Origin of the sequence: Clostridium sp. MF28 (assembly GCF_002969175.1) — a bacterium.
In the GTDB taxonomy this organism is placed as follows: domain Bacteria; phylum Bacillota; class Clostridia; order Clostridiales; family Clostridiaceae; genus Clostridium; species Clostridium beijerinckii.
In genome coordinates this window covers 2382509-2406250 of record NZ_CP014331.1, presented here as the reverse complement: position 1 = coordinate 2406250, position 23742 = coordinate 2382509, and the positions used below count along the sequence as shown (strand labels likewise).

Sequence of the window (23742 nt, the reverse complement as noted above, 5' to 3'; positions counted from 1 at the left end):
GAAATACATAGGGAGGAGTAGTTATATGGCAATTAAATTTAACGCAAAGTCAAAGGAGTTTCATTTATACAATAAAGAGATTAGTTATATCATAAAAATACTAGATAATAATGAGCTAGGAAATTTATATTATGGGAAGAGGATACATCATAAAGAATCATTTTCATATCTTTTTGAAGGAGGAATGCGTCCTTTAGCAGCATATGTATTTGAAGGCGATACTTTCTTTTCGCTGCAACATACTAGGCAGGAATATCCTTCTTATGGAACAACAGATTTTCGGTATCCTGCATTTGAAATAAAGCAGGAAAATGGAAGTAAAATTACTAATTTTCAATTTCAATCCTATAATATTTTTCAAGGTAAAAAGAAGTTAGAACAACTTCCAGCTACCTATGTGGAAAATGAGAAAGAAGCACAAACTTTAGAAATAATACTATATGATGATTTGATTAGTACAAGATTAATATTAAGTTATACCATATATGAAGATTTCCCAATAATAACAAGGAACGCAAAGTTTATGTATGAAGGAGAAGATAAAGTTACATTAACAAAGGCGATGAGTTGTAGTATAGATTTACCAGATTATGATTACGAAATGGTGCACCTTTCTGGAGCTTGGAGTAGAGAAAGACATATAAGAAATAGAAAATTAGACCATGGAGTTCAATCAATTTACAGTTTAAGAGGGACAAGTAGTGCAGAGCATAATCCATTTATAGCCTTGAAGAGACCAAGCACAACTGAGTTTGAGGGCGAAGTGTATGGATTTAGCTTGGTTTATAGTGGAAATTTTTTGGGTGAAGTTCTTGTTGATACGCATGATACATCTAGAATTATGTTAGGAATTCATCCAAGCATGTTTGAATGGATACTAAATAAAGATGAAAGTTTTCAAACTCCAGAAGTTGTAATGACCTATTCGGATAAAGGAATAAACGGAATGAGTCAGGCTTACCATAAATTATATAGAACCAGACTTGCTAGAGGCTATTGGAGAGATAAGGCAAGGCCAATTCTAATAAATAATTGGGAAGCTACAACATTTGATTTTGATGAAGAGATAATATTAAATATTGCAAAAACCGCAAGTGATCTAGGTATAGAGTTATTTGTGTTAGATGATGGGTGGTTTGGAAGTAGAAATAATGATAAAGCAGGGCTTGGAGATTGGTATGTAAATACTAAAAAGCTTCCAGATGGAATAGTTGGACTTTCAAAGAAGATAGAAAACATGGGTATGAAATTTGGACTTTGGTTTGAACCAGAGATGGTAAATAAAGATAGTGATTTATACAGAGCTCATCCAGATTGGATTATCCATACACCAAATAGGACGGCATCCCATTGTAGAAATCAGTATACATTAGATTTTTCTAGAAAAGAAGTTGTAGATTATATTTATAATGCAATGTCAAAGGTATTCAGAGAGGCATCAATATCATATGTAAAGTGGGATATGAATAGATATATGACTGAATGTTATAGCGTATCTGCAATTGCGGAAAATCAAGGAAAAGTAATGCATGAATACATTTTAGGAGTGTATGCATTATATGAAAGATTAACATCTGAATTTCCACACATTTTATTTGAATCATGTTCGAGTGGTGGTGCAAGATTTGACCCCGGAATACTTTATTATGCACCACAAGGATGGACAAGTGATAATACCGATGCAGTTGAACGCATGAAAATACAATATGGAACTTCATATGTTTACCCAATAAGCTGCATGGGGGCTCATGTATCTGAAGTTCCGAACCAACAAGTTTTTAGAATAACGCCACTAGAAACTAGAGCAAATGTAGCTTATTTTGGAGCTTTTGGATATGAGTTAGATTTAAATCATTTATCCGAAGAAGAAAGAACGATTGTGAAGAAACAAGTTAAATTTATGAAAGGAAATAGAGAATTAATACAAAAGGGAACTTTTTATAGGCTTATAAGTCCTTTTGAAAATAAATTAAATTCTTGGATGGTTGTCTCAGAAGATAAATCCGAAGCAATAGTTGGTTATTATAAAATACTTAACACAGCTAATGAAGGTTTTAAGAGGATAAAGTTACAAGGATTAGATGAAAATAAAAAATATTATATAAATAATAAAGAAGAATCTTTTTTTGGAGACGAATTAATGTTTGCAGGAATTCCAGTAAGATCAGAAGATTTTTGCGAACATAGTGGAGATTTCACTTCAGCAATATATCATTTGAATGAAATAAATAAGTAGTTTAGAAGCAGTAGATATGCAAGTTAATCGTGATTTTGTATCTACTGCTTATTTATATAGTAATTTATACACAATAACAGGATGGAATGCGAATGATAATTATATGTAGAGTATGAAGGATCTAAAAACTAGATAAGGAAATAAGCATCTCTGATTAATTACTCTATTGTGTTTTTTAGGGAGCATGTTTAGGAAATGGGGAAAGATAGATGAGTAAATATATAAAAATTAATGAGAATAATTTAAATATTGTATTAGAAGTAACTAAAGATAGAGATATAAGATTGCTACATTTTTCATATCTTCCTTTTGAACAGTTTAATAAATTAAGTGAAGATGAAAAAGAAAAATGTAGATTATTAGAATTGCAATTTACAGGAGAAAATCAATTAAATCATAGAGGAGTAAAACATACAGGAACTCTGCCCGGACATAGGATAATTTATGAGAGTCATAATGATGAAATTCTAAAAGAAGGAAGAAGAATTACTATTAACTTAGTTGACAATATTACAAAAATTGAAGCAAAAGTAATATTTCAATTTTATAATGATTTACAAATCGTTAGAACATGGATCATTTTAGAAAATAAAGGTGAAAGAAGTGTTGGAATAGAGTATATAACCTCATTTGCTTTAACTGGTATTGATAGAGGCGGAGTATTAGACAGAGAATATAAAATGAAGATATATATTCCTCATAATGAGTGGTGTGGTGAAGGAATGTGGGAACAATATTCATTAAAAGATGTTGGAATATTCCATGTGGAAGACGAATCAACAAATAGATTGTTAGTTTCTAATACAGGAAATTGGTCAACCTGTCAGTATGCGCCTCTAGGATTTATAGAAAATACAGAAATAAGTAATGGTTACATGTGGCAAATAGAGCATAATGGCTCATGGAATTGGGAAATTAGTGACATAATGCATATGCTATATTTAAAATTAAGCGGACCTTCAGAAGCAGAAAATCATTTCTGGAAAGAACTAAAACCCAATGAAAGCTTTGAAACAGTACAAGTCGCAGTTACAAGCATAAGTGGAGGATTGCAAGCTGGAATAGAAGTTATGACTAAATATAGGCGTAGAATAAGAAGAGAAAATGATGATAATAAAAGATTACCAGTTATTTTTAATGATTATATGAATTGTTTATCTGGTGATCCTACTACAGAAAAACTAATTCCTCTTATTAATGCTGCATCACTAGCTGGTTGTGAGTATTTTTGCATAGATTGTGGATGGTATAGTGATGGACCTTGGTGGGATGGTGTTGGAGAATGGCTGCCATCTAAAGAGAGATTTAAAAATGGTATTAAAGAACCTCTAGACTATATAAGAGAGAAAGGAATGATTCCAGGGCTTTGGCTTGAACTTGAGGTAATGGGGATAAATTGTTCATTAGCAGACAAATTACCTGATGATTGGTTCTTTATGAGGCATGGAAAGAGAATAAAGGATCATTCAAGATATCAATTAGATTATAGAAATCCAGAAGTTAGAAAGTTTGCAACTGGAATTATAAAGAGAGTTGTAGAAGAGTATGGTGTTGGATATATAAAGATGGATTATAATATTAATATGGGGATTGGTACTGATAACAAAGCTGATAGTGCAGGTGAAGGACTATTAGGTCATAATAGAGCATATTTAGCTTGGTTAGACGAAATATTTAAAAGATATCCTGACTTAGTTATTGAGAATTGTGGTAGTGGTGGACTTAGAATGGATTATGCCCTATTGCAAAGACATAGTATACAATCAAGCAGTGACCAAACAGATTATAGAAAAAATGCAGCAATTGCAGCAGCGGTACCATCTTTAGTTACTCCAGAACAATGTGCAGTTTGGTCTTATCCATTGCGAGATGGGGATAAAGAAGAAGTAATATGTAACATGGTAAATTCTATGTTATGTAGAATTCATCAGAGTGGGCATTTAGCAGAAATAAATAATGAATCCTTTAAATATATCCAAGAAGGAATTAAATATTATAAAAGCATCAGACATGATATACCAAATGGAATACCATTTTGGCCAATAAAAATGCCATCTCTGGACGATGAATGGATAGCATATGGACTGTTATGTAGTAGAGTATGTTATCTTGCTTTATGGAGGATGCAAAGTGAAAATGATATTATAGAGATTCCATTGGAAAGATTTAATGGAGAAAATATATCTGTAAAAATGGGGTATCCTGAAGACGTAGATTTAAGCTGGAATATAAATAAAATTAAGAATATTTTAATCATTAGAAATAAACATAATTATAGTGGAAGAATTCTCGAGATAAGGTGGTGAAAATAGTATTTACATGGTTTACTGGAAAGAGATAGTTAAAAAAAGAGTTAAACATGATAATTTAATTTTTTATAGAAATGATGACTATTGCTAAAATATATTTTTATGATAAAATATATATGTAGTCTGACTTTAAAGGGAAATCCCAAGAAGAAAGACTCTTAACACATGATCGTTCTGAAACACATGAGGGTTCGTCCCAAATGACAAGGCGGTATTATAGATAGAGATATGTACGCTATCCCTGCGCCTTTTTGTGGCACGGGGATTTTTTATTGCAATTGAAAAATAGTAATTGCTAATTAATACGGTGAATATAAAAATATTTTCTTCTTGAAAGGAATAAAGAATATGGATACAAGAATCGCATTGATAGGAATTATAGTGGAAGATATGAATTCAACAGATAAGCTCAACAATATTTTGCATGAATATTCGCAATATATGGTTGGGAGAATGGGGATACCTTACAGAGAAAAGAATGTGGGTATAATAAGTGTAGTGATAGATGCTACCAATGATATAATAAGCTCATTATCAGGTAAACTTGGTATGATCGAAGGAATAAATGTAAAAACAATGTATTCTAAAACTGCTAAATAAATATTAAATATAGTAATAAGTAGATTAGCTTTAATTAATATTTTAGCCTTTGCCAAAATTGGATGAAGAAAGCATTAATCAGAACGAATTAAATTCAAAATTTAAAAATCCAATTATAGAAAGAAGAGTAGAGTAATGTATAATGTTAAATCAAAAATAGCAACAGAATTTATTGATAACGAAGAGATATTAGAAACTCTTGAGTTTGCTAAGAAAAATAAGAACAATAGAGAATTAATTAATGAAATTCTAGAAAAGGCTAAAGAGTGTAAGGGAATTTCACATAGAGAAGCAGCGGTTTTACTTGAATGCGAATTAGAAGATGAAAATGAAAAAATGTATAAACTTGCAAAAGAAATCAAGCAAAGATTTTATGGTAACAGAATAGTAATGTTTGCACCACTATATCTTTCTAATTATTGTGTAAATGGATGCACATATTGTCCATACCATCACAAAAATAAACATATAACAAGAAAGAAGCTTACTCAAGAAGAAATTAAAAACGAAGTAATTGCATTGCAAGATATGGGACATAAAAGACTTGCATTAGAAACAGGAGAAGACCCAGTAAACAATCCTCTTGAATATGTTCTTGAAAGTATAGAAACAATTTATAGTATAAAACACAAAAATGGAGCAATTAGAAGAGTTAATGTAAATATCGCAGCAACAACTGTTGAAAATTATAGAAAGTTAAAAGACGCAGGAATTGGAACATATATCTTATTCCAGGAAACATACCACAAGAAGACATATGAAGAACTTCATCCAACAGGACCAAAGCATGACTATGCTTATCATACAGAAGCTATGGATAGAGCTATGGAAGCTGGAATTGATGATGTTGGTCTAGGTGTATTATATGGCTTAAATATGTATAGATATGATTTTGTAGGCTTATTAATGCATGCAGAACATTTAGAAGCAGCCATGGGAGTTGGTCCACATACTATAAGCGTACCTAGAATAAGACCGGCTGATGATATAAATCCAGATGAATTTACAAATGCTATTTCAGATGAGATATTTGCTAAAATAGTTGCAGTACTTAGAATTACAGTTCCATATACAGGTCTTATTGTTTCTACAAGAGAATCTCAAAAAACAAGAGAAAAAGTGCTTGAACTTGGAGTCTCTCAAATAAGTGGAGGATCATCTACAAGTGTTGGTGGATATGTTGAAAAGGAAAATGAGGAAGAAAACTCAGCACAATTTGATGTAAGTGATACTAGAACTTTAGATGAGATAGTAAACTGGTTGCTTGAAAGAGGTCATATTCCAAGTTTCTGTACAGCTTGCTACAGGGAAGGAAGAACTGGAGATAGATTTATGAGCCTTGTTAAATCAGGACAAATAGCTAACTGCTGCCAACCTAATGCATTGATGACATTGAAGGAATATTTAGAGGATTATGCTTCTGAAGATACACGAAGAAAAGGTGAGGAAGTAATTAAAAATGAAATTCCAAATATTCCAAATGGAAAAGTTAAGAAGATAGTATTGGAAAATCTTGAAAACTTACATGAAGGAAAACGTGATTTTAGATTTTAGATAGATTAAATTAATTAATAAAGCTATATGCATAGTTAAAGTAGACTTGTGTATAGCTTTATTATTTTTTATATAATTAAGTTTATAGTTAAAAATGATTAGCAAATACTCAACATTTCGATATAAGAGTAGATTTTTTAGTTGATTATATAAATTAAAAATATTATCATAATAATTAGCAATATATGTTAATTTCAACATCTTAGTAAAACGTTTTCTATTGCAAAAAGGGTAATAAATGGTCGAGATTATAAATTTAGAGAGGGGAAAAGTTATGTTTTTGAGAAGAAGCCTGCCTATAAAATTTAAATTAACCTTATCATTTTTGACGGTAGCAATTTTAATTGGCGTAGTAGGAATAATAGGAGCATTGTCTTTGAAAAATGTAAATAATAAAGCATCAGGAATGTACAATAGAAATTTTAATCATGTCAATGAGATCCTATCTATAAAATCAAATATGACAGAAATTAAAAGTAACATATTAATCATGATGTATGAAAAAGATAAATATAAGGTAGAGGAAGCACAAAAAAATGTTATTACTGCACTTAATGAGAATGATAAATATATAAATGATTATGAAAAATCACAAATGACAAGTAGTGAAACAAAATCTTGGAAGGAATTTAATGATAATGCGAAGGAATATAATCAGGTTAGAGACAAGGTAGTGAATGCTGTAAAATCAGAAGATTTAGAAGAAGCAAAAAAGAGGTATTTAGAAATGGTTCCTCTACAGACAAAAATGATGTATAGCCTGGATAAAGTTATAGATATAAATATATCTGATGCAAAATCAGCTAATGAGGATATATCATCTACTTATATTAATTCTAATAAAATTATGATTACACTTACTATCTTTGGATTAGTGGTAGCAATTATATTTGGAGCACTAATATCAAAGGCTATAAATATACCATTAAAAAAAATCAAAGGATTTGCAGAGAGATTAGCGTTATATGATTTTTCGACTCCAATTTCAATTAAAAGAAAGGACGAACTTGGACAAACAGGAAGTGCATTAAATAAAGCACAAGAAAATGTGAATAAACTAATTAGAGATATTATTCAAAATTCTCAAGATATAAGTACATCTAGTGAAGAACTTTCTGCAACAGCTGAGGAGCTTTCATCAAAAGCTGCGAGTATAGATGAAGCTGTAAGTACTATTTCACTAGGGATGGAGGAATCTTGTGCTGAGGCAGGAATTATAAGTACGACAGTAGATGAAGTAAACTCAAATATAAATGATTTATCTAAAAAAGCTATGGAAGGAAGCCAGAATGCTAATAGATCCAAAGAGAGAGCTATAGAAGTCAAAAACAATAGTAAAAAGTCTATAGATGAAATGGAGAAATTATCAAAGGAAAAACAAAAGAACATGTTAATTGTTATTGAAAATGGAAAGATAGTTGATAATATTAAAATTATGGCTGATACAATTGGAAGTATATCTGAACAAACAAATTTATTAGCACTGAATGCAGCAATAGAAGCAGCAAGGGCAGGGGAACAAGGTAAAGGATTTGCAGTTGTAGCAGATGAAGTAAGAAAGCTTGCAGAACAATCATCAGAGGCTGTAACAGCTATCAAAAATACTATAATTAAAGTTCAGGATGCATTTAATAACAGCATTAACACTGGAAATGATATATTGAAATTTATAAATACAGAGGTGCATGAACAGTTTAATGCCTATGGAAATACAGGAAATATATATTATAGCGATTCTGAATTTGTAAGTAAAATGTCAGAGAATATTGCAAACATGTCAGAAGAAATTACAATCACTGTAGGGAAAGTTAATAAGTTAGTACAAGAGATGGCATCGACAGCGCAGGAATCAAACGATCAAGTAGCTACGATAAAAGAAAGTGTAGATGAAACTTCAAAAGCCATAGAGCAAGTTGCTTTAACAGCACAAAACCAAGCAGGGCTTGCGCAAAAACTCAATGAAATGATACAAAAGTTTAAAATCTAAAGAAGATATGTGATGAAAAATAAAAGACTTATTTTAGTTATTTAGCAGCTAAAGTAAGTCTTTTTTAATTAATTAAGTAAATTTTATACCATTTCACTTTTTCCCTCTAGTTTTGCATACATCTTTTCTTGTTGTTTTGTAGTAAATTGAAAATATATTTCTGTATTGGTAACAGATTTATGGCCAAGCCACCATTGAAGCTCTTTTATATCCATATCACATTCAGCAAGGTGAACTGCTGTAGTATGTTTAATGGTATGAAAATGGTGCTTTGACTTATCTTGAATACTTGCCATGGAGAAATATTGCTTCGTTAGGTGGTCTAGGGTTTGCCTTGAAATTGGCTTATTCTTTTGACTTGTAAATATAGTTTGAGCTTCAGATGTAATTTCATTTTCAGTAATGTATTTGTCTAAAACGCTTTTTGTTTTCTCATCTAGCCGCAGAGTATTATTCTTACTACCCTTTAATCTTTTACAATATATTTCTCCTTTATTAATATTATAATTCTCCAATTTTAACATTGATATTTCGGAAGCTCTAAGACCGCATCTATAAGCTAATCTAAATATTGCTAAATCACGTGTTGAATGCAGCTTTCCAGAATTTTCAATTGCATTAAATAGTGATAATACTTCTTTTTGCGTTAAATATTTAATTTCAGTTTCATTAGATGCCCTCATATGCACTCTCCTCTAGAAGTAATGATACATAATAAATATTTTGTCCTATTATTTTATGTAATAATGTATTTATAGCTTGCAAATATACAAATATTGCATATAAATGTTCATAAGAATACAATTTAACCTATATTTGTACATTTTATAAGCTTTTTTATACAATATTTACATATATACAACTTATAATATAATATAATAGGACAAAATATTTATTATGTTCAAATAAATGATATATTTAATTTTTTAAAAAGTCAAAGTTTAAAAGTTTGTAGAATAATTACGCAAAAATTATTATTGAAGATGTCATATTTTATTATTAAATAATAGGAGCGAGGTGGAGAGGTTTTACACGTGTTGAGTTGTACTAATTTAAAAAAGGAAGTTATTATGAATAAAATTAATATGCCCAAAAAAGAACTTAAACTTAAGATAAAAATGGTAAATACCACAAGAGGAAAATTAAACAAGGATATACATAGGAGAAAAAAAAGTAAGCCTAATGAAGAATTCTCAAGGTATGATATTCTTACTGGGCTACCAAATAGTACTTATTTTTTTGAAAAGCTTAATAGGAGTTTAGAGATATCAAAAGTTAATTGTAGAAAAGGTGCGATTATTTATATTGATGTTGATGACTACAAAATCATAAATTATAATTGGGGCTATTCTTTTGGTGACTTTATATTAAAATGTTTTTCTGAAAGGGTAAGTAAATGTATTAAAGGAAAAGGGAAACTATTTAGATTAAATGGTGATGAATTTGCAATTTTGATCTATGAATTTAAATTTATAAGTGAAATAGAGGAAATTTGCAAGAAAATTTATGAAAATTTGTCAGTACCTTTTAAGATAGCAGATGATGAATTAGACATTTCTGTAAGTATGGGAATATCTACTTTCCCGGATGATAGCATAAATTCTGATGAGTTGTTAGAGTTTTGTAATTTAGCTATGTACAAGTCTAAGAAAACTGGAAAAAACAATTATACAATCTTTAATAACGAAATATTTGAGACATATTATAGGGACGTATTGATTAGAAGGGAATTAAAGAATGCTATTAATAAGCATGAGCTAAATATTAATTATCAGCCACAAATTGATTTGTCTAATAATGAGATTGTTGGAATTGAAGCTTTATTAAGATGGAATAATGATAAGCTTGGAAATGTTTCACCAGCAGAATTTATTCCTATTGCTGAAGAAAGTGGAGATATAGTTCAAATTGGCGATTGGATAATGGAAAAATCCATAGAGCAAGCGAGTTTGTGGAAGTGCATGGGGTACAAGTTTAATAATATAGCAATCAATATATCACCAATTCAAATCAAGGAAAAAGATTTTAAGGATAAGTTGTTAAAATGCTGTAATAAGTATAATATTTCTCCAAACTTTTTAGAGATAGAAATAACAGAGAGTACTTTATTAGATATATCAGAAAAAAATATAGAAGTATTAAATGAACTTAAAGGGATGGGAATAAATATTGCAATAGATGACTTTGGGACGGGATACTCTTCTTTAAGCTATTTAATTAATATTTCAGTAAGTACATTAAAGATTGATAAAACATTTGTAGATCATGTAGAAAATTATAAGAACATGGTATTAATAAAGAACATAGTTAACTTATCAAAGGACTTGAAATACAAGGTAATAGTTGAGGGAGTTGAAACAAGAGAGCAGATAGAAGTACTTGCTGACTTAGGTTGTAAGATAATTCAAGGTTTCTATTTTAGCAAACCGCTTACAGAAGATGGTATGAAAACTTTATTGGATAGTAATAGAAAAAATAATATGCAATAGCATTTTAACAGTGGGAGGAAATTTTAATATGAATTTATTAAACCAAGTAAGAGCTAAGTTAATATCAGCATTTTTATTAGTGGCTATATTAATTGCAGTTGTAGGCACAATTGGTGGAATAGAAGTAAAAAGAGTAAATAAAAATGCAGAAACAATGTATAGCGTAAACTTACAGAGTGTTAATGAAATTTTGTCAATAAAATCAAATATGTCACAAATAAAGAGCGAAGTTTCAGTTATAATGTATGATCAAAATAAAAAAGAAACGGATCAAGCAAAAAAATATATTACTGACATGGTAGCTGCAGATAACGAATATATAGCTAAATATGAGAAATTAATTACTACAACAGAGGAAAAAGAAAATTGGACGAAGTTTACCGATAATGTAACAAAATATAGAGATGCTAGAAACAGGATAATAGATGCAGCTGATCTAAATGATCCAAATGAAGTGACGAAACAGTACATGATTTTTTTGCCTATAGAAGAAGAAATGATGGCAAGCCTTGACAAGGTTATAGAAATAAATTTGGCGGCAGCAAAAGTAGCAAGTGATAACATTAATATAGCATCTGCACGGACAAACATAATTATGACATTGATGAGCATTGCAGGGGTTATAATTGCCATTTTACTTGGAATATTTATTTCAAGCCATATAAATAAACCTTTAAGGAAGATAAGAGATTATGCAGAGAGATTAGCAATGTATGATTTTTCAACTCCAATTACTATTACTAGAAAAGATGAATTTGGACAAACAGGTATCGCTTTAAATAAGGCACAAAAAAATGTAAATATCTTAGTTAAAGAGATCATGGAAAATTCTCAAGATATAAGTGCGTCGAGTGAGGAACTATCTGCTACGGCTGAAGAATTATCTTTGAGAGCTAGAAGTATTGATGATGCTATATCAAATATTTCTGATGGTATGCAAGAATCTAGTGCGGCAGCCGAGGAAATAAGTGCATCTGTAGAAGAAGTGGATTCAAGCGTTAATGAACTTTCAGGAAAGGCAATGGAGGGAAGTAGTAGTTCAAGTAAATCCAAAGAAAAAGCAACAGAGGTAAAGAATAGCGGTAAAAAAGCTATAGAAGAAACAAGAAATCTATATGCAGAAAAAGAGAACAAAATGTTAGAAGTTATTGAAGATGGCAAAGTAGTAGATAATATAAAAGTTATGGCAGATACAATAGGAAGTATAGCCGAACAAACAAATCTATTAGCTTTAAATGCAGCTATAGAGGCTGCAAGAGCAGGAGAACAAGGTAAAGGTTTTGCAGTTGTTGCCGAAGAAGTAAGAACACTTGCAGAACAGTCATCACAAGCTGTAACGTCTATACAGGAAACAATAAATAGAGTCCGTGATGCTTTTAAAAATAGTATTGATACTGGCAATGATATACTTTCATTTATTAATACTGAAGTACATAGACAATTTAATGCCTATATGCAAACCGGTGACCAATATTATAATGATTCAAATTTCGTCAGCATGATGTCAGAGGAAATTGCAGCTATGTCAGAAGAGATAACAGCTACTGTAGGTCAGGTTAGTGAAGTTGTACAAGATATGGCACAAACTACTCAAAAGTCTAGTGAAGAAGTAGCTACAATCAAAGAAAGTATGGATGAGACAACTAAATCCATAGAGCAAGTTGCACTAACAGCACATAGCCAGGCTGAACTCGCTCAGAGGCTCAATGAAATGGTACAAAAGTTTAAAATTTAGGTATCAAGATGCAAGAAAGAATGATTTTATTCTTATACAAATTTCATTGAGAGAAATATAATTATACATATAATTTATAGAGGATATAAGTTTTGAATTTATATCCTCTTTTTATATATTAATTAAATGTATGCTAAATTGGATTCAACCTGCAATTTAGAACCTTCAGTGATTTTTCATAGTTTTTCGGAATCAAAATATTTATGATTTAGGTAAGTTATCCCATAAGTATAAGTTATATGTTGTTTATATATAACACAATCATAAACTATATAGGATATGAAATATATCAAAACTAGAAATGGGCAATATACTTTTGTGGAATGTTTCATTGGTAATTTTGAGGGATGTGATTCTTTGGCTATAAGTTGTTTCAAATGTGCTAGTTCAAAGCTAGTTCTTTGAGGCTAGCACTTTGGGGGCAACTTTATGGCATTAGAATCACCCATCAGAATTGCCTAGAAACTGGAATAAAAGTATATTATTCATTTCGGTGTGGTATACGCATAAGTATAGATTATAGTTAGTTTATCTATAACATCTAAGAAATTCGATAAAAAAGTGAAGAATTTCGTATGGAGACTAATTGATAAAATCCCTATAATTAGTAATGTAAACGAAGAACAAATTTGAGTCTTTGTTTTAGGATTTAGATAAGAATATGGAGGGGTAAAAATGAAAAGGTTTAAGAGTCTATTAACAATTGTAATGTCAGCAGCTATAGTTGCAACAATGGCAGGATGTGGAGCAAATAAGAGTGCAAGTTCTGGAGGGGATGCACAAACAAGTACTAAATCTTCAAATACTTTAATTGGTTCTGCAATATATAAATTTGATGATACTTTCATGACCGGAGTTCGTACTGCTATGGAAGGTGAAGCTAAGGAAAAAGGATCAACTATTGAACTAGTGGATTCACAAAATAAACAACCTACTCAAAATGAGCAAGTTGATACATTTATTACAAAAGGTGTAAACGCTTTAGCAATAAATCCAGTTGATAGAACTGCAGCAGGTCCTATCATTGAAAAAGCAAAAGCTAAGAAACTTCCAATCGTATTTTTAAATCGTGAGCCAGAAAAAGCAGATATGGATAGCTATGATAAGGTTTGGTATGTAGGTGCACATGCAGAACAATCAGGAACTTTATCAGGTCAACTTATAGCTGACTACTTCAAAGCACATCCAGAAGCAGACAAAAATCATGATGGAGTGGTACAATACGTAATGCTTCAAGGAGAACCAGGACATCAAGATGCTACTCTTCGTACAGAATATTCTATAAAAGCTATTGAAGCTGCAGGATTAAAAACTCAAAAACTTGCTGCTGATACAGCAATGTGGGACAAGGCAAAAGCTACTGACCTTATGAAAGCATTTATGACAGGTCAAGGTGTTGATAAGATAGAAGCAGTTCTTTGTAACAATGATGATATGGCTCTTGGTGCAGTAGAAGCATTAAAAGCTGAAGGATATAACAAAGGTGATGCATCTAAATATATTCCAGTAGTTGGAGTTGATGCAACAGCACCAGCATTACAAGCTATGAAAGAAGGATCACTTCTTGGAACAGTTCTAAATGATGCACAAAACCAAGGTAAGGCTACAGTTAATATAGCTTTAGCAGCTGCTCAAGGTAAAGAAATTAATAAAGAAAATGTTGGATTTGATGTAACTGATGGAAAATATGTATGGATTGACTATGTAAAAGTTACTCAAGATAACTACAAGGATTATTTAAAATAAGATATATCTGACATAGAAATTGTCAGGGATGCGAGATTATAAAAAATCCCCATCCCTGAATTATTATTTAGAAAAGGAGGATGCTTGTATGGGTGAATATGTACTGGAGATGAATAACATAACAAAGGTATTTCCAGGAGTAAAAGCATTAGATGGTGTAACATTGAGGGTTCGCAAGGGAAGTGTCATGCATTAATGGGAGAAAATGGTGCTGGAAAATCAACCCTAATGAAATGTCTATTTGGTATTTATCATGAAGATGGTGGAGAGATCATATTAGATGGAAAGAAAATGGAGATAAATACTTCAAAACAAGCATTGGATTTAGGTGTATCAATGATACATCAAGAATTGCACCCAATTCGTTTCCGTCCAGTTATGGAAAACATTTGGCTTGGCAGATTTCCAATGAAAGGAATTGCTGTTGATAAGAAAACTATGATTAAGAAAACAAAGGAATTATTTGAAGAAATTGAGTTAGATATAAATCCTGAAGCATTAGCGGGAACACTTTCACCATCTAATCTTCAATTAGTTGAAATAGCAAAGGCTGTTAGCTATAATTCTAAAATTATTATTATGGATGAACCGACTTCATCATTAACAGAAAATGAAACTAAGCATTTATTTAAGATAATAAAACAACTTCAAAATAAGGGCTGTGCAATTATATACATATCCCATAAGATGGAGGAAATTCTTAAGATATCAGATGAAGTAACAATTATGAGAGATGGTCAGTATGTAGGAACTTGGGATGCTAAGGATCTTACAACAGACTTAATTATAAATCGTATGGTTGGTCGTGATATGACTAATAGATTTCCACCAAGAGAATATACACCAAGTAAAGATGTTGTATTAAGGGTAGAAAATCTTTGTTCTCCAATTAAAAAATCATTCCAAAATGTAAGCTTTGATTTACATAAGGGTGAAATACTAGGAATAGGTGGTCTTGTTGGGGCACAACGTACAGAATTAGTCGAAGCTTTATTTGGACTTCGTGAAGTAGCCTCTGGTACTGTAGAAAAGGATGGGAAGATTATAAAAATAAAAATCCCTAAAGATGCAAAAGAGTATGGTTTTGCACTGTTAACAGAAGAAAGACGTGCTACTGGTATATTTGGTATTCTTTCAGTACTAGATAATACTGTAATTGCAAGTCAAAAAGAATATGCTAAAGCAGGAGTTTTGCAAGAAGCAAAGAGATATAAAGCTGCAAAGCAGTCAAATCAAGAACTTAGAACTAAAACACCAAGCATGGAACAATTGATTCAAAATCTTTCAGGTGGAAATCAACAAAAAGTTTTAATTGCACGTTGGCTTCTTACAAATCCAGATATTCTTATATTGGATGAGCCTACAAGAGGTATTGACGTTGGAGCTAAGTATGAAATCTATTCGATCATGCATGAATTGGTTAAGAAGGGCAAGTCAATTATTATGATTTCTTCTGAAATGCCAGAATTGCTTGGTATGTCAGATAGAGTTATGGTTATGTGTGAAGGTAAGGTTACTGGAATTTTAGATCAAAGTGAAGCAGATTCAGTAAAAGTTATGAATCTTGCTACAAAATTTATGCAATAAGAAATATCTCCTTTATCAAGTGGGACTTAATTCAGGTAGGGTTAATCCATAGCTGAATTTTAGTTGAACTTATGTCCTTAAGTGTGCAGTCGTTATTTTATCCTACTTATAAAGAGGTGAAAATATTACGGATGCTAGGTATTGGATAAATGAAATTTTATAACAAATGATTTTGGTAGGAGAGAAAGAAAGTGAGGTATGTAATATGAGTGGAGAGAAGATAGTTTCACGAAAAGGCTTTGGAAAAATATTTTTAGGTATTGGTGCTTTTTTGGTGGCTTTAGGAATTGTTTTTAATTTTATTTTAGATCCAAGTGTATTTTATGATTTACCAATTTATGTAGGTGGAGTTGGTATAGCATTACTTGTTTATGGCGCAAAACAGTTTTGGGATAAGAAGAATGCAGACATGGATGTTATTTTTTCATCAAAGACTGTAAAACATTTCTTTACAGATAATGCGATTATTATAGCATTATTATTACTAGTAGTTGTAATTATGATAATTCAACCACGTTTTATGCAATATGCTGTATTTCTAGATATTTTGACACAATCATCAACAAAAATGATTGTTGCTTTAGGAATATGTTTTACATTATTAATTGCTGGTACTGATTTATCAGCAGGACGTATGGTAGGTCTTGCAGCTGTAATATCAACTTCAATGTTGCAAAACCCTGATTATGCAAATAGATTCTTCCCCAATATGCCACAGTTAGCAGTTATCATTCCAATACTGTTAGCAGTAGTTGGATGTGCTATATTTGGAGTTCTTAATGGTTTCTTGGTTGCAAAATATGATATGCATCCATTTATTGCAACATTGGCTTCTCAAGTTATAGTATATGGTGTAACTTCTCTATACTTTGATTTACCTCCAAACAAATCACAACCTATTGGTGGTATTCGTCAAGACTTTATAGATCTTGGACAAACAAAATTATTTCAAATTGGAAGTTTCCCAGGAATATCAATTCTAGTTCCAATTGCTGTAGTATTTATAATTCTAGTTTGGTTTATTTTAAATAAAACTGTATTCGGTAAGAATGTATATGCTATTGGTGGCAACCGTGAAGCAGCAGTAGTTTCTGGAGTAAATGTATTTGCAACTATTATGGGTATATTCATCTTCGCATCACTTTTATATGGTGTTGGTGGCGTACTTGAAGCGGCTAGAACAGCTGGTGCAACAAATAACTATGGTAATGGTTATGAGCTTGATGCAATCGCAGCGTGCGTTGTTGGCGGTGTTTCATTAAATGGTGGTGTTGGTAAAGTTGGTGGAATAGTAAGTGGTGTTTTAATCTTTACTGTTATCCAATATGGATTACAATTTATAGCGGTAAGTCCTATGTGGCAACAAGTTATAAAAGGTATCATCATAGCAGTTGCAGTTGCAATAGATATGGCAAAATACAGAAGAAAATAATTATTAAATAAATAAAATGCAGGCAAATCATTAGTTTTTTAGCTAGAGATTTGCCTGTATTTTATTTATTTTCTAAATAATAATCAAATTGGTAAGACTTAGCACTCGTGCTAGTAATAATTTAATACATAATGTATAATAGTATTTAGGCATAATCAAAAAATAACAAATCTATCTGTCAGTATTTTTTAATCATAATTTATTGCCAAAGTGCCCTAATAGACCTGATATGAGAGTAATTTGTCTCCTTGGCTAATAAAAAATATTCATGGCAGTTCTAATTGTTATTTATTTTCATGTGCCTTATTAAATAATTCATCTATCGGAGGTAGTTAAATGAATTCATATAGAATTATGATTGTAGACGATGAAGAAGAAATACGCCTTGGAATCATAAAAAAGATTGATTGGGAAGCCAATGGATTTATAGTTGTTGGTGATGCTGAGAATGGACAAGATGCCTTGGAAAAAGCAGAAAAACTACAGCCAGATGTTATAATGACAGATATTAAAATGCCATTTATGGATGGGTTGGAACTAGGAAAGAAGTTGGTAGAATTAATGCCATCTACAAAAATTATTGTATTTTCAGGATGTGATGATTTTGAGTATGCTCATAAGGCAATAAAGATAAATGTAGTTGAATATGTTCTGAAACCGATTAACTCAGCAGAACTCATAGAAGTTTTAGTGAGGTTAAAAGAACAGCTCGATCGTGAATATAACGAAAAACGAAATTTAGAAACACTTTATAAGCATTATATTAAAAGTCTACCAGTAATTAGAGAACAATTTTTAGTTGGTGCAATTGAAGGCAGAATAAATGAAGAACAATGGCATGAACAAATGGAGGAGCTGGGAATAGAATTCAAGTATAAGCATTTAACAGTAGGGATTATTCAGGCAGATGGAACACTATCCTTTGAAGAAAACTTAAATAGTTTTTCGGGGCAAAAGGAATCAGCACTTACACCAATTTCTATTAAGAAAATTGTAGATGAAAATATGGGTAAGTATTGTAAATTTATTAGTTTTATTTATTCTGGTATGGTAATAGTTATGGGTAACTTTGAAAAAAAGGAAGATATATTATTATTTATAAAAGGTATAAATGAGGTTTGTAAGGTTTATAAGAGAATTATGAGTTTAACAATATCTGCAGGAATAGGGTATGTTTATAGTAATCCTTCGCAAATACGTTTTTCATATAGAACTGCACAAAATGCATTAGATTATAGATTTATATTAGGAGCTGGAAAGGCTATTTATATTGATGATGTAGAGCCAGATAATTCAATCCAGCTACAACTTGATGAGAAAGAAGAACGATCGATGTTAAATGCAATAAAAATTTCTTCAGAGGATGAAATTTCAGAGGCAATTGATAGTTTGTTTAAGAAAACAGAAGATTTATTATTGCCTTTTAATCAATATAGAATTTATCTTATGGAAATTATGACGTCACTTTTAAAACTTGTTCAAACATATGCATTTGATATAGAAGAAATTTTTGGTGAAAATTTTAATGCATACAGTTATTTAGAATCCTTTAATTCTATTCATGAAGTCAAAAAATGGATTATAGAAAAAGCTATTAGGATAAATAGTTATATTAAAAGAGAGCGAATCAATTCATCTATGATGCTTATTGAAAAAGCAAAACAATATATAAAAGAAAATTACAGTGATTATGATGTTTCAGTAGAAAAATTATGTTCTAAATTGCATGTTAGTCCAACATATTTTTCTACAATGTTTAAGAAGGAAACAGGAACAAGCTTCGTAAATTATCTCACAGCAACACGTTTAGAAGAAGCCGTTAAACTTTTGAATACAACAGATGATAAGACATACATGATAGCGGAAAAAGTTGGATATCCAGAAGCTAATTATTTTAGTTATGTTTTTAAGAAACAGTTTGGAGTATCTCCATCAAAGTATAGAAAGAATTGAGTTGATTTACTATGCTTAATTTGTTTAAGAGAAAAATACAGAAGACAATAAATTACGTTAACAGCGGAAGTATACAACATATAATATCAATTTCTTTTACCGTAATAGCAGTTATAGGAATGGTTACTGTTGGAGGGGCTTTATATTTTCGTTTTATAACTTCCACTGAAGAAATGGTATCTGAGCATAATAAATCTATGTTAGATCAAGTAAATTTGAATTTAGATTCTTATCTGAGGAATATGATGAAAGTGTCTGATACCACTTATTACAATGTAATTAAGAAGAAAGATTTGGCTACAGATACCATAGATAAAGAAATGGACTTATTGTATGAAACAAATAAAGATTCACTTATAAGCATATGTGCCTTTTCGCAAGATGGGGAAGTTATAGCGGCATCTCCTGTAAAACAATTAAAAAGCTCTATTGATCCACGAGTGAGTGATTGGTTTACTAAAGCGATAGATAAGAAAGAAAATTTACATTTTTCAACACCTCATGTTCAAAATTTATTTGTAGATCCAGATTATAAATATCGTTGGGTCGTATCATTAAGTAGGGCTATTGAACTTACTAATAATAAGAAAACAACATCTGGAGTATTGTTAGTTGATATAAATTTTAGTGGAATAGAGCAGATATGTAAAAATGCAAATATAGGAAAGTCAGGATATGTTTATCTAGTTGATAGAGAAGGCGAAATTATTTATCATCCTAGGCAGCAATTGATTTATTCAGATTTAATAGATGAAAATAATAAAATTGAAGCAGCTTATGATGATGGAAATCATATAGAAACTTTCAGAGGAGAAAAAAGATTAGTTACAGTTAAAACTGTTGGATACACTGGATGGAAAATTGTCGGAATTACACCGATGTTAGATATTACTTCAGATTATTATCAAATGAGTATATTTGCTGTGTTCATTATGTCTTTCGCTATCTTTATACTTGTATTTCTTAATATGTTTGTCTCTTCAAGAATAGCTAACCCAATACGATTATTAGAAAAGTGTGTGAAGAAATTGGAAAATGGAGTAAAAGATGTAGATGTTTCGATAAGCGGATCATATGAAGTTCAGCATTTAGGAAAAGCAATTCGTTCTATGGTCAACCAAATGCATACACTTATGGACAACATAATGATTGAACAAGAATCAAAAAGAAAAAGTGAGCTTAATGCTCTTCAAGCACAAATTAATCCCCATTTTTTATATAACACATTGGATTCAATCATATGGATGATAGAAAATGAAAATTATGATGGGGCAATAATTATGGTAACTGCTTTAGCAAAACTTTTTAGAATAAGCTTAAGTAAAGGCAAAAATATAATAACAGTGAGAGATGAAATTGAGCATGCACGAAATTATTTGACCATACAAAATATAAGGTATAAAAATAAATTCACATATAATATTGAAGTTGATGAGAAAGTTCTTAATTATGGAAGTATTAAATTAATTATTCAACCGTTAATTGAAAACGCAATTTATCATGGTATGGAATTTATGGGGGGAGATGGTGAGATTTTAGTAAAGGCATATGCAAAAGATAATGAGTTATATATTGATGTTGTAGATAACGGACTTGGAATGCTTCAAGATGTTGCAAATAGCCTTTTAACAGGTGAAAGCAAGATTGAAAAGAAGAGCTCTGGTATAGGATTGAAGAATGTTAATGAAAGAATACAACTATATTTTGGAAAGAGATATGGACTCGAAATTTATAGCGAGCCAGATGAAGGGACAACAGTTCGTATTCATATGCCATGTGTGGACTTTTATGAAATTAGAAAGAGGGAGGAAGATAAATAGTGAAGAGAAAAAGGAAGCAAATTTTTATTACTTTATTTTTGCTATTAATATTATCTTTTTTACTTTTCTTAAATAATACATTGTGGTATGAAAAAGATATAAGGATATACAACATATCAATTATAACTAGAGGAAGAAACAGTGAAAGCTTAATGATAATGAGACAGGGTATAGAGCAGGCAGCTTCAGAAATGAATGTTAATGTAAGTTTTGTTACTTTGTCGGAAGATAATAGTATTGACGAACAGAAAGAACTTATAGAACGAGAGATAAAAAATAAGGCAGATGCAATAATTATATCGCCTGCAGATTATGAGAAAATGGCAGAACCAATAGAAAATGCTAGAAAAAAGATACCAATTATATTATTTGATTCTACTATAAAATCAGAACATGCTCAGCCCAGTATTTCTTGTGATAACTATAAGCTTGGATCTAGCTTGGGGGAAGAATTAATAAAGAACGGAGATATGAATAAGAATATTTTAATAATCAAAAACAACTTAGAGTGCAGCAGTGTAAAGGAACGATATAATGGATTCATGAGTGTTATGAATCGAACAGATAACAAATGTACATTTTGGGATTTTTCAGAAGATAAGCAGACTACTTATTATAATCAAGCTAAAAGTTTGTTAGAGAACAATAATATTGATGTTGTGGTTACATTTGATGCAGGATTATTAGAGAATGTTTCTCAAGCTAAAAAGGATGTAATGGGTATTAACAAAGAAAAAGCATCAATAGAGATATATGGGACAGGAAGTACAAGCAAAATTCTTTCTTTTTTAGAAGATAAGGTTATTAGTGCAACAGCTATTCAAAATGAATTTAATGTAGGATATCTAAGTATAAAATCAGCAGTATATAAGATTAATAAAAAAGATATGCCCAATAACATTATCTCTTCAACAGTTATAAATACAAAAAATATGTATTCGGAAGAAAATCAAAGATTATTATTCCCATTTGTTAGATAAGCACCATAAATGCAAGGATGAACTTTTGTATAAATGTATTGTGGTGCTTGATGGAATCATATGGTGGAGGGATTGTAGTGAGATTAATTAAGAAATTATCAGGGCTTTTAACAGTAGTCTCAATTTTTAATGTATTGTCATCTTGTAGTGCAAATGTGAAATCAGCAAATTATAGTAATGATATTAAGGAAATAAAAATAGGTGTAACCTTATATAAACAAGATGATGCATTCATATCAGAAATTTCAAAGAATATTGAGGATATAGCAAAAGAGAAGGAGAATCAAGGTAAATATAAGATCATTGTGAATGTTGCAGATGCTAAAGGAAATTTAATTAACCAAAGTAATCAAGTAGATAAATTTGTTGCGCAGAATTACGATGTTATATGCGTAAATATGGTTGATCGTACAGCGGCATCTATGATCATTGATAAAGCAAAATCAGCTAATATTCCAATTGTTTTCTTTAATCGTGAACCAGTAGAGGAAGATATGGAAAGATGGAATAAGCTCTATTACGTTGGAGCAGATGCTCAGCAATCAGGTGAGATGCAAGCAAATATCATTATAAATGCTTATAAAAAAGACAATAGAATGGTAGATAAAAATGGAGATGGCAAAATCCAGTATGTAATGCTTGAAGGAGAGCAGGGACACCAAGATTCCTTAATTAGAACGGAATATTGCATCAAAACTATAACTCAAAATGGAATTGAATTAGAGAAATTAGCTGATGATACAGCAAATTGGCAAAGTGCTCAGGCAACAACAAAGATGTCACAATGGATTAAAAGTTTTGGAGATAAAATTGAAGTTGTATTTAGTAATAATGATGAAATGGCACTTGGAGCAATAAATGCAATAAATGATGCTAATATAGGCGGTAAAAAACCACTAGTTGTAGGAATTGATGGGCTTCCTAAAGCGTTAGAGGCAGTGAAAAATGGATCTATGATAGGAACTATTTTAAACGATTCGAAAAAACAGGCAAATGCGATCTTCAATCTTGCATATACATTAGCTTCTCATGGAAATGTAAATTCCATAGATGGACTTGAGAAAGGAAAGTATATTAGGACTCCACACGCAGAGGTTACTAGTGATAATGTTGATTTATATATAGAAAATAAATAAAATTATATATTATGTATAGATAATGTAGAAGTATATTTATTATAAAAAAATAAGTAAGTCTTTTTCGATTTACTTCCTTTTTTGTATAAGCATACTTCTATTTTTATAAATTTTTATCAGCAGGATCTATAGCTATAGTTAGATTATATTCAATATGCCTTATACCAGTATAAAGTTC

14 protein-coding genes and 1 pseudogene are annotated in these 23742 nt (G+C 30.7%); 14 read left to right on the top strand and 1 reads right to left on the bottom strand.

Annotated elements, in window-relative coordinates; translation table 11 throughout:
* The first annotated feature begins 25 nt into the window (after nucleotides 1-25).
* From AXY43_RS10590 to AXY43_RS10570, 5 genes are all read left to right on the top strand, one after another.
* Complete coding sequence (locus AXY43_RS10590) at nucleotides 26-2236, top strand: alpha-galactosidase (RefSeq protein ID WP_105411524.1); 2211 nt, start codon at nucleotides 26-28, stop codon at nucleotides 2234-2236.
* Between the two features lie 209 nt (nucleotides 2237-2445).
* Entirely contained in the window at nucleotides 2446-4542 is a 2097-nt protein-coding gene (locus AXY43_RS10585; protein WP_105411523.1) for a glycoside hydrolase family 36 protein, read from the top strand.
* 351 nt (nucleotides 4543-4893) lie between these two features.
* Nucleotides 4894-5145, top strand: coding sequence for a TM1266 family iron-only hydrogenase system putative regulator (locus tag AXY43_RS10580; protein WP_012060596.1), 252 nt, complete (start codon nucleotides 4894-4896; stop codon nucleotides 5143-5145).
* Between the two features lie 135 nt (nucleotides 5146-5280).
* A complete protein-coding gene (gene hydG, locus AXY43_RS10575) occupies nucleotides 5281-6699 on the top strand; it encodes a [FeFe] hydrogenase H-cluster radical SAM maturase HydG (RefSeq protein ID WP_012060595.1) in 1419 nt (472 codons plus the stop codon).
* Nucleotides 6700-6973: 274 nt separating this feature from the next.
* On the top strand, nucleotides 6974-8686 hold the full coding sequence (locus tag AXY43_RS10570; protein WP_020372903.1) for a methyl-accepting chemotaxis protein: 1713 nt from the start codon (nucleotides 6974-6976) through the stop codon (nucleotides 8684-8686).
* Nucleotides 8687-8769: 83 nt separating this feature from the next.
* Here the strand turns inward: AXY43_RS10570 and AXY43_RS10565 are convergent, their stop codons facing one another.
* A complete protein-coding gene (locus tag AXY43_RS10565; protein ID WP_017210085.1) occupies nucleotides 8770-9369 on the bottom strand; it encodes a tyrosine-type recombinase/integrase in 600 nt (199 codons plus the stop codon).
* A 387-nt stretch (nucleotides 9370-9756) separates the two neighbouring features.
* Between AXY43_RS10565 and AXY43_RS10560 the strand changes: the two genes are divergently transcribed.
* From AXY43_RS10560 to AXY43_RS10520, 9 genes and pseudogenes are all read left to right on the top strand, one after another.
* Entirely contained in the window at nucleotides 9757-11175 is a 1419-nt protein-coding gene (locus tag AXY43_RS10560) for a putative bifunctional diguanylate cyclase/phosphodiesterase (protein WP_051144781.1), read from the top strand.
* Nucleotides 11176-11203: 28 nt separating this feature from the next.
* Nucleotides 11204-12910: a methyl-accepting chemotaxis protein gene (locus AXY43_RS10555; RefSeq protein ID WP_023973610.1), complete on the top strand. Its 1707-nt coding sequence runs from the start codon at nucleotides 11204-11206 to the stop codon at nucleotides 12908-12910.
* Between the two features lie 675 nt (nucleotides 12911-13585).
* On the top strand, nucleotides 13586-14656 hold the full coding sequence (locus AXY43_RS10550; RefSeq protein ID WP_012060590.1) for a galactose ABC transporter substrate-binding protein: 1071 nt from the start codon (nucleotides 13586-13588) through the stop codon (nucleotides 14654-14656).
* A gap of 88 nt (nucleotides 14657-14744) precedes the next feature.
* Nucleotides 14745-16243: pseudogene (locus tag AXY43_RS10545) on the top strand (sugar ABC transporter ATP-binding protein).
* Between the two features lie 205 nt (nucleotides 16244-16448).
* Nucleotides 16449-17675, top strand: a complete 1227-nt coding sequence (mglC, locus tag AXY43_RS10540) for a galactose/methyl galactoside ABC transporter permease MglC (RefSeq protein ID WP_038457978.1) — start codon at nucleotides 16449-16451, stop codon at nucleotides 17673-17675.
* 336 nt (nucleotides 17676-18011) lie between these two features.
* Nucleotides 18012-19628, top strand: coding sequence for a response regulator (locus tag AXY43_RS10535; RefSeq protein WP_012060587.1), 1617 nt, complete (start codon nucleotides 18012-18014; stop codon nucleotides 19626-19628).
* Nucleotides 19629-19639: 11 nt separating this feature from the next.
* The gene (locus AXY43_RS10530; protein ID WP_077856087.1) at nucleotides 19640-21448 is read left to right on the top strand and encodes a sensor histidine kinase; all 1809 of its coding nucleotides are present in this window, start codon (nucleotides 19640-19642) and stop codon (nucleotides 21446-21448) included.
* Entirely contained in the window at nucleotides 21448-22428 is a 981-nt protein-coding gene (locus AXY43_RS10525) for a substrate-binding domain-containing protein (protein ID WP_105411522.1), read from the top strand. Before AXY43_RS10530 ends, AXY43_RS10525 begins: the two co-directional genes overlap by 1 nt.
* A 77-nt stretch (nucleotides 22429-22505) precedes the next feature.
* The gene (locus AXY43_RS10520) at nucleotides 22506-23564 is read left to right on the top strand and encodes a galactose ABC transporter substrate-binding protein (protein WP_023973604.1); all 1059 of its coding nucleotides are present in this window, start codon (nucleotides 22506-22508) and stop codon (nucleotides 23562-23564) included.
* Nucleotides 23565-23742 lie beyond the last annotated feature (178 nt).

Coding starts and splice junctions, on each gene's coding strand:
- AXY43_RS10590 (WP_105411524.1), top strand. CDS start 26: ATGGCAATTAAATTTAACGCAAAGTCAAAGGAGTTTCATTTATACAAT.
- AXY43_RS10585 (WP_105411523.1), top strand. CDS start 2,446: ATGAGTAAATATATAAAAATTAATGAGAATAATTTAAATATTGTATTA.
- AXY43_RS10580 (WP_012060596.1), top strand. CDS start 4,894: ATGGATACAAGAATCGCATTGATAGGAATTATAGTGGAAGATATGAAT.
- hydG (WP_012060595.1), top strand. CDS start 5,281: ATGTATAATGTTAAATCAAAAATAGCAACAGAATTTATTGATAACGAA.
- AXY43_RS10570 (WP_020372903.1), top strand. CDS start 6,974: ATGTTTTTGAGAAGAAGCCTGCCTATAAAATTTAAATTAACCTTATCA.
- AXY43_RS10565 (WP_017210085.1), bottom strand. CDS start 9,369: ATGAGGGCATCTAATGAAACTGAAATTAAATATTTAACGCAAAAAGAA.
- AXY43_RS10560 (WP_051144781.1), top strand. CDS start 9,757: ATGAATAAAATTAATATGCCCAAAAAAGAACTTAAACTTAAGATAAAA.
- AXY43_RS10555 (WP_023973610.1), top strand. CDS start 11,204: ATGAATTTATTAAACCAAGTAAGAGCTAAGTTAATATCAGCATTTTTA.
- AXY43_RS10550 (WP_012060590.1), top strand. CDS start 13,586: ATGAAAAGGTTTAAGAGTCTATTAACAATTGTAATGTCAGCAGCTATA.
- mglC (WP_038457978.1), top strand. CDS start 16,449: ATGAGTGGAGAGAAGATAGTTTCACGAAAAGGCTTTGGAAAAATATTT.
- AXY43_RS10535 (WP_012060587.1), top strand. CDS start 18,012: ATGAATTCATATAGAATTATGATTGTAGACGATGAAGAAGAAATACGC.
- AXY43_RS10530 (WP_077856087.1), top strand. CDS start 19,640: ATGCTTAATTTGTTTAAGAGAAAAATACAGAAGACAATAAATTACGTT.